Source organism: bacterium (assembly GCA_041648665.1).
Classification (GTDB): domain Bacteria; phylum UBA10199; class UBA10199; order 2-02-FULL-44-16; family JAAZCA01; genus JAFGMW01.
In genome coordinates this window covers 1-8,611 of the sequence record JBAZOP010000110.1, presented here as the reverse complement: position 1 = coordinate 8,611, position 8,611 = coordinate 1, and the positions used below count along the sequence as shown (strand labels likewise).

The 8,611-nt window shown below is 62.0% G+C and carries 6 protein-coding genes; 4 read left to right on the top strand and 2 right to left on the bottom strand.

The genetic code is table 11. From position 1 onward, the window contains the following. From WC683_18035 to WC683_18025, 3 genes are all read left to right on the top strand, one after another. Positions 1–3,496, top strand: a 3,496-nt coding sequence (locus WC683_18035; protein MFA4974510.1) for an acyl-CoA dehydratase activase-related protein, incomplete at its 5' end; no start/stop codon positions are given. Beyond that, positions 3,493–4,089 carry a TetR/AcrR family transcriptional regulator gene (locus WC683_18030; protein MFA4974509.1) on the top strand — a complete coding sequence of 199 codons (597 nt, stop codon included), beginning with the start codon at positions 3,493–3,495 and terminating at the stop codon, positions 4,087–4,089. The genes WC683_18035 and WC683_18030, both read left to right, overlap by 4 nt. A gap of 27 nt (positions 4,090–4,116) precedes the next feature. Further along, a complete protein-coding gene (locus tag WC683_18025) occupies positions 4,117–4,983 on the top strand; it encodes a mechanosensitive ion channel family protein (GenBank protein ID MFA4974508.1) in 867 nt (288 codons plus the stop codon). A gap of 12 nt (positions 4,984–4,995) precedes the next feature. Here WC683_18025 and WC683_18020 read toward each other — a convergent pair whose 3' ends face one another. Together WC683_18020 and WC683_18015 are read right to left on the bottom strand one after the other, a co-directional pair. Further along, complete coding sequence (locus tag WC683_18020; GenBank protein MFA4974507.1) at positions 4,996–6,690, bottom strand: hypothetical protein; 1,695 nt, start codon at positions 6,688–6,690, stop codon at positions 4,996–4,998. Next, entirely contained in the window at positions 6,687–7,976 is a 1,290-nt protein-coding gene (locus WC683_18015; protein ID MFA4974506.1) for a BamA/TamA family outer membrane protein, read from the bottom strand. The genes WC683_18020 and WC683_18015 overlap by 4 nt, the downstream gene beginning before the upstream one ends. A gap of 152 nt (positions 7,977–8,128) precedes the next feature. Here WC683_18015 and WC683_18010 point away from each other — a divergent pair. Further along, positions 8,129–8,611, top strand: a 483-nt coding sequence (locus WC683_18010) for an isochorismatase family cysteine hydrolase (protein MFA4974505.1), incomplete at its 3' end; no start/stop codon positions are given.

Sequence of the window (8,611 nt, the reverse complement as noted above, 5' to 3'; positions counted from 1 at the left end):
CTCTCCCCTCATCGTACCGGAGGAGCCCGAGACATTCTCGGCGCGCGGCGCCATGAAGGCCGCGCAGCCGATCGACGGGAAGATACGCTGGAGTGCGCTCGCAGATGCGAGCGTGGAGAAGACTACGCCGCGAAGGCCTGCGCTCATCCTCGAAAAATCCTCCTATCCCGACTTCTCCTGCCGCGAATCGTTCACAGATGACGGGACCGAGGTGAGGCTGCACCGCGACATCGAGGGCGACGTTGTGATCGGCATGGACATCGGCTCCACGAGCACCAAAGCCGCGATCCTCGACATGCAGGGCGAGCTCATCGCCGATTTTTACCGCCGCACCTCCGGAGACCCAATCGGAGCCGTGCAGAAACTCTTCGCCGCGGTCTCGCGCGCCTCGCGCGGCAGGATATCGGTGAAGGCGGCCGGCACCACCGGCTCGGGACGCAAGATGATCGGCGCGATAACCGGCGCCGACAGGATAATCAACGAGATCACGGCCCACGTGAAGGGCGCCTCGCGCGACGCGCCGGACGTGGAGACGATATTCGAGATAGGCGGGCAGGACGCGAAATTCGTCTCGCTGCGCGAGGGCGTGCCGCACGACTCGAACATGAACTACGTCTGCGCGGCCGGCACCGGATCGTTCGTGGAGGAGCAGGCCGGCAAGCTCGGCTTCGCGCTCACCGAGATCGGGGACGCAGTGATGGGAACAGAGCCCCCTTTCTCGTCGGACCGCTGCACGGTCTTCATGGAGCAGGACGTGCACGCGCTCATCCGCCAGGGCTTCGAACAAAGGGAAGTGATGGGCAGCGTCCTCTATTCCGTGGTCCAGAACTATCTGAACCGCGTGGTCGGCCGGAGGCCTTACTCGAAAAGAAAGATATGCTTCATGGGCGCCACCGCTCGCAACCGGGGGCTGGTGGCCGCGTTCGAAAAACTCGTCGGATCCCCGATCTTCGTCTCGCCCTACTGCCACGTCATGGGCGCGTTCGGCGTGGCGCTGATCGCCCTCGAAGAGGTGGCGAAGAAGGAGCTGGCGACCTCGTTCCGCGGCCTGGGCTTTGCGGACGCAAAGGTTGCGCTCACCCACGAGGAGTGCAAGCTCTGCTCCAACTACTGCAGGACGACCAGGGCCTCGATCGAGGGGGACGCGAGCGGCGCTGCCCCAAGCTGGGGCTATCTGTGCGGACGGGACCCGGAGGAGAAGCGCGTCCGCGTCAACCCCTGCTACGACCCGATGCGCGCAAGGCAGAAGGCATGGCGACACTCCGCGGGCCACAGGAAGATCGAAAACCCCGAGGCCACGATCGGAATACCTCAGGCGCTGCTCAACCACACCTACATGCCGTTCTGGAAGACGCTCTTCGAGGAGCTCGGCGCCAGGGTGATCTACTCCAAGCCCACCGACGACCAAACGCTCGCCCAGGCACAGGAGTACATCAGCGCGGACTATTGCTACCCCGTGAAGCTCGCGCATGGCCACATACGCCAGCTCGCGTGCGACCCGGAGGTGCAGCACGTATTCCTGCCGTACGTCGTCCAGGGCGAGCCGCACGACGACCGTTTCTCGCGGAGCGTCTTCTGTCCCTACAACATCGCGCTCCCCTCGATCGTCTCCGCCGCCGGGTTGATGGAGGACGAGGAGACGAAGATCTTAAAACCGGTGATCAACTTCCAGTGGAAGATGGAGATGATCGTCGACTCGCTGGCGCGCGAGCTCCCGCCGATGCTGGGTGCGACCCGCGGAGATATCGAGAGGGCGTGGCGGACGGCGCAGCGCGCACAGGCCGCGTACACGGAAGAGCTGGAGAAGATAGGCGCGGAGGCGCTCAAACGCATTGAGCGCGAGGGCGGATCCGGCATCGTGATACTGGGCAGGCCCTACAACGTCTACGACGCAGGGGCGAACCTGGGTCTCCCCCAGAAGATCGCAGACCTCGACATCACGGTGCTCACGGTGGACATGCTGCCTCTGAAAGACGTGGCGGTCGATCCGATGTTCCGCAACATGTACTGGCGCTACGGCCGCAGGATACTCCAGGCCGCGCACTTCGTCGCAAGACACAAGAGGCTCCACGCCGTGTATCTCACGAACTTCGGCTGCGGGCCGGACTCGTTCATCCAGACGTACGTGGAGCACATAATGAAGGGCAAGCCGATGCTCATGCTGGAGCTAGACGAGCACAGCGCGGACGCCGGATACATCACGAGGCTCGAGGCCTTCCGCGACGTGATCGCCGGAGAAAAGACGAAGGTTGAGGTCAAGGTCGACGCCAGGATCGAAGTCAGGAGTGAGGTCAAGAACGAGGTTCAACCGCCATCGATCCCGGAGACCGTCTGGATCCCGCCCCTGCACCCCGTCGGCGTGACACTCATGGCCGCAGCGCTCCGGAGCGTGGGGACGAACGCCCGCGCGATGACCTCCGAGACCGTCGAGGGTTTCACCCTGGCCAAGTCGTACTGCCGCGGCACGGAATGCGTGCCCGCCCCGGCCACCATCGGCGCATTCCTGCAGGTGCTCAAGAAATCGGCCGCGCCCGAGAGAGAAGTCCTCTTCATGCCCTCCGCAAAGGGGCCGTGCAGGTTCGGACAATACAACACGCTGCACAGGATGATCCTCGACGAGGCCGGATTCAAAAACACCCGCGTGGAGGCCTGGGACGACGAATCGGGCACGTACGGCACGGACCTCACGACAAGCCGCAGGCTCTACAACGCGCTGATGGCCGGAGACCTGCTGTACAAGGCGCGCTGCAGGCTGAGGCCATACGCCGCCGACCGCGACGCTTTCGACGCGCTGATCAAGGAGGAGATCGAGCGCGCATCCCTCGCCTGCGAGAAGGGCTCGGACGTCGGCAAGGCGCTGGCCGAGAGCACGGCCCGCCTCAGCCGAGTCAAGACGCTGCCCGTGAAAAAACCGCTCGTCGGAATCGTGGGCGAGATATACGTGCGCTGCAACACCTTCACGAACGGGGATCTCGTCGAGACCATAGAGGACGCGGGCGGCGAGGCGTGGCTCGCCCCTGTCACCGAATGGTTCCAGTACCTCTCCTTCATGGACTCTGTCTTCGCGCGCGAGGAGAAGATGGGCGCGCTCGTCCGCCTGAAGAAGGGGCTCAAGAACGCCTACATGATGCACAAGGGCCGATCCATGGCGAAGCACATGGCCCCGATCATCGGGGACAGGATGGAGCCCGCGATCTCGAGCACGATAAAGGCCGGCGAACGCTTCATGCCGCGCCGCTTCGACGGCGAATCGATACTCACGCTCGGCCGCGCCGTCGAATTCGCGCGCAACGGCGCGGACCTCATCATAAACTGCGCCCCGTTCGGCTGCATGCCCGGCACGCTGACCGCAGGCATATTCCAGAAGATAGAGGGAGAACTGGGGGTTCCGATCGTGTCGCTCTTCTTCGACGGCGAGACGGACTTGAGAAATCTCGTCCGCACCTATCTCAGCAACATCGGCGCGCGAGCATCAGCAATGGAGGGTCCGCTATGAAGGCAAGGGCGAGGCAGGACACCCTCATGCAGGCGGCGACGCGGTGCTTCGCGAAGAACGGCTACCACTCCACCGGCGTGAGCGATATCATCGAGACGGCGGGCGTGGCGCGAGGCACCTTCTATCTCTACTTCAAGAGCAAGCTCGACGTGTTCTCCAGGATACTGGACGATTTCATCGCCCACCTGGGCGACCAGATAAAGACCATAGAGCTCGGCTCCGGCATGCCGCCGGCGCAGCAGATGCGCGCTAACGTGGAGAGGCTCGTCGATGCGATCACGAAAAAACCCGGACCGGCAAAGATCATCTTCAACGAGGCGGTGGGCCTCAACCCGGAGATCGACGGGAAGCTGAGGGCCTTCTACGGCAGGCTGATCTCCATCATCGAGGCCTCCCTCAACAAGGGCATCTCGCTGGGCCTCGTGAGGAAGGTGGACCCGAGCGCCGCCGCGTGCATAATCACGGGGGGATTCCGCGAACTCATGGTGCAGAAGATCGTGTTCAGGAACGCGCGCCTGGAGAAAGGCGCCATAGTCGACGGCCTCATCGACGTGATACTCGGAGGCCTGGGCGGAAGGCCGGTAGTCAACTGAGGACTGATAGAGGACCGCGGAGGAAATATGTTCGGGACAGAAAGCATCATCATGATATGGGACAAAGCGCTGGAGATCATGTCGAATTGGTACGCCCCGATATTGAAGGCGGCCGTCATAATCGTAGTCGCCGTGCTGGCGCTCAAGGGCGTGAACCGCCTGGTGCGACTGCTCGTCGAGCACATCACCCCCTTCGCTCAGCAGAGCACGGTCAGGGGCAAACAGCGCGTGGACACCCTCAGCCACACCTTCAGGTACGGCGCGACCATCGTTATTTTCACGGTGGCGCTGCTCATGATCATGGGGTCGTTCGGCTTTGACCTCAAGGCCCTGCTGGCCACAGTCGGAGTCGCCGGCATCGCCATCGGCTTCGGAGCACAGAGCCTGGTAAAGGACATAGTCAGCGGGATATTCATCCTCGTGGAGGACCAGTTCGCGGTCGGCGACGTGGTGATGGTAGGCGACGAGGCGGGTGTGGTCGAGCGCATGACCCTGCGCATAACCCAGCTGCGCAACACCGAGGGCATGCTGATCACGATACCGAACGGCAGCATAACCACGGTCAAGAACCTGACGAGCGAATGGTCGCGGGTGGACTACAAGATAGGAGTCGCCTACGCCACGGACCTCGACCGGGCGATGCGCGTGCTCTCGGAAGAGGCCCGGGCGCTCAAGTCCGACATGCCGGAGCTGATCATAAATGAACCTGAGATGCTGGGTGTGGACGATCTCGGCGACTCCTCGATTACGCTGAGGCTCTGGATCAAGACCCAACCGCTCCAGCAGTGGGCGGTGAAACGCGAACTCAACAGGCGCATGCACAAGAGGTTCGAGAAGGAGGGAATAGAGATACCGTTCCCGCAGAGTGCTGTCTGGATAAAGGCGCGCGGCTAGAAGGCGCCGCCTTCAATGGTTGCCGTAGCGCCGTTCGATGCCCTGGATATCGAGTCCGCCGTCTCTCCGCTTGAGGAAAACATCCACCGAAGAGGACCACCACTCCTCGCCTGTTCGCTTAGTCTGGATCTTGAGCACGTAGATCCTCGACGGATCCATCGATGTCACAAGATCGCCGGGCATCGCGACCCTCGTATCTCTCGTCTCAGCCCACGGCGCCAGCACGGCTCGGCCCATCCTCGATCCCAGCGAGTACCTGTATTTCGTCCCATCGCGCTTCGCGAAACCGTACTCCACGGAGAGATCGCTGAACGATACCGAGCCGCCGTCGCCGTCGATCGCGAACCCGTCGAGGGGATTCAGCCCGGAGAAGGCGTATCTGCCGATGGCGTCCCTGCGAGCGATCAGCGACTTTTTGACGTAGTCCCTGACCTTGGCGTCTGGGAAACCGGCGCGATCGACGATCGCCGCTATCGCGCCATCCGAGAATCGCATCAGGATGCGCGCCGCCCAGAACTCGTCGCGGGGAGTCATGTGCGCGAAGGCCTCGTTGTTGTAGCGCGGGCTCCATTTTCCGGGATCGAAGGGACCGACGCCCAGAAACTTGAATTCCTCGGCAGGCCCTTTGGCATCGAGCCCCGGGTCCTTGATGCCCAGGGTTAAGAAATTGGCGACCGTGCCCTTGGCGCCGACGTGCTCCTCATTATCATCGCTCGCCTTGAACCAACTGCCCACGCCGCCGAACGCCGAACTGAGATCGAAGAGATAGTGCTCCACATAGCCCTTCTCGCCGTCGGTCCGGAGGAAGACGTCCGCGGTCTGCGAAGAGGAAGTCAGCAATATGTTGAGAAGCGCGCAGAACATCTGATAACCCCGCAACTCCCTCCTGTGCTGATGCGGAATGCGGTCGTTCTTGTCGCCGCGGCGCCGTCCGCTGAAATCGAACGGCCCTATGTATTCGCCCTTGAAAAAGGCGCTCGACACGGCCTTCACCGAGCCCTTCTTCCCGCCGGTTATCTTCGCGACGATATTTTTCAGGTCCTCGTCGGTCATCGGCCTGATCTCCCCGTATCTGTCGCGGGTCCTCGCATCCTTGCCGAGGACGAGCCTCGACGTGTCGAGCTCGATCAGGGCATCCTTCGGCAGGTTGTAGCCCGCGGCGTTCAGGATCGCGCTCGAGACGATCTCGGCGCCGAGTCCGACGCCGCGCAAGCCGGGCCTCTCGAACCTGAGCATGAACCGCCTGCCGCCGCCGTCCTTGACAAAAACCCTGGGCACCACGCCTTCGGTCTTCGCCGACAGGATCTCCAGAGGACCCGCGCCGGAGGGCTTGAACGCTTCCGCCGTCCCGCGAACCATCTCCGCGATCGTCACCTCGCGCCTGCCTATGCGGTTTTGAAACCAGGACGAGTCGGCCACCTCGTCGAAGTTGTTGACGTTGAGCGCCTCCTGCTTTCCGCCTGTCCCCACGTCCTGATACCCGGCGGCGAAGGCTCCGGTCGAGGAGAGCAGGCGCTCCATCTCCCTGTGGGTGTCGCTGTCGACTGCGTCGAGCTCGATCTCCCGCTCGCTCACCTTGGGCATTTCGATAGGCCTTCTGTCGTCGTCCCTCATCCAGCGCACCGCCGGATAGTACAGGGGTTTCTTCGGCGCGCACGATGCGAGCATCGCCGCAGCCACAAGCGTCGTCACGATCGTCTTCCTCATATAGACACCGCCATCCCGAAGATCAGGTTCACGCCCTCTCCTCCGTAAGCGGCCCTGAACCTCAGCAGGGTTATCTTGAAGAGGGTCACGTTGAAACCGCCGCCCACCGAATATCTCCAGTTATCGAAGTTGAAATTGGTCACGCCGTCGAAGACCTTTCCGGTGTCCACGAAGATGAGCCCCTCCACGAGGCTGGAGACCGGATAGGTGTAGTCGAAGTTGAAGAGCACGCTGGAGAGATCGTGGAACCTCCCTCGCTTGAATCCCCTCAGGGGCGAGCGATAGTCCAGCAGGGTGAGACGGTAGAACGGAACACTTCGCCCGCCGAACTCCTGCTGAAACGTCCAGTTGTTGCGCACGCCCAGCGTGACCCCTGGCCGCCAGAGCGGGAAGTACTGGGTGAAATCCAGCACGTACTGGTTGAAGCTGAAGGAGTCGCTGGTCAGGCACTGGTAGCGATAGAAGGAGAACTCCCGCCTCCCACCCTTCTGAGGCTTGAGCGTGTTGTCGCGGGTGTCGTGGGCCACACCCATCCCAAGGGTCAGGTATGTGAGCCATCGCTCGAAGCCTGGGAGCTCGGCCGCGCTGAAAGTTGTATCCACCGAAGGATAACCGCCATACGTGCTCGGCCCGGTCGTCGCAGCAAGAACGCCTAGCTTTGCGTCAACCTCGACGTTTTTCATCGGCTCATATATGAGCCGCCCGTCCCAGTCTATCGAGGTAATCGAATACCTGGAGCGGTCGCTCCGCGGCGTATCGTCGCCCTTGCCGTAATAATCCATGCTCCTCAAGTCGTCGACTTCGAGTCGGCTCTTTAAGGAGACCGGCTTGTCCCAGAGATAAAAAGCGTCGTGTTTGAACAGCGAGAGGTTGATGTACTGGTTGAGGTCGATGTGTATCCTGTAGCTGCCGGTGAGCACATATCCCTGATGAAACAGGTCCGTGTACTTGAAGCCCGCGCCGCCTCCGAAGCTCGTGCCCGCGCCCCAGTCGATGATAGGGTAGACCCAGAAGGTCTTCGCGTCGTTCGAGAGAAACTCCGCCCCGCGTTCGAAGACGTGTTTGCGTTCGAGGAAACCCAACCCCTCGCCGATGGGCCAGAGCGCAAGCTTCAGGGCGTAGACAGGCAGCTCCAAGGGAAAGAACGCGGCCTTCCTCGTATAGTGGCTGGCGGGGACCTCGACCTTGACGGTCGGATCGGACTGCTCCTGCTCGTCCGCGAAACAGATCTGCGGAAGAAACGCGACCGCAAGGGCAAGAACCGATGTGATGAGAACCCTCTTCAAATCTCCCCCTGAGCGGCAACAGTAGGTTATCATTGAGGCATTTGCAATATTCGAAATCCGGCCCCCGGCCGCGGATGCCCGGGCACGCCGCCTGGCTATTGACTCAGAGGCCCATGCAACCTAGATACAAAACTCATCCTCAGAGAGGCGTGATGAACGAGCTTTGCATAAAAAGGTCCGCGCTGATCGTCATAGACATGCAGCGCTACTTCCTCGCCAGAGGGGCGGAGGCGTATCTTGCTCCCCCGCGATCGCTCATCCCGAACGCGCTCAAGCTCATCGCCGCGTTCAGGGAGAGGGGACTCACAGTGGTCATCACGAGGCATGCCCATCCGAAGAGGGACACGGCAGGGCAGATGGGCAGGTGGTGGAACGGCAAACTCCCCCGCCTTGGCGATCCCGAGTCGGAGCTGATCGACGAGATAAAACCGATGAGGGGCGAGATATACCTGACCAAGAGGCGCTACAGCGCGTTCGAGGGCACCGACCTCGCTAGGAAGTTGAGACAGAGGCGGGTCGAGTCGCTCGTGATATGCGGGGTCATGACCAATCTCTGCGTGGAGACCACCGCGCGCCACGCGTTCATGAAGGACTTTGAGCCCACGATAGTGAAGGACGCGTGCGCCGCAGGCAGC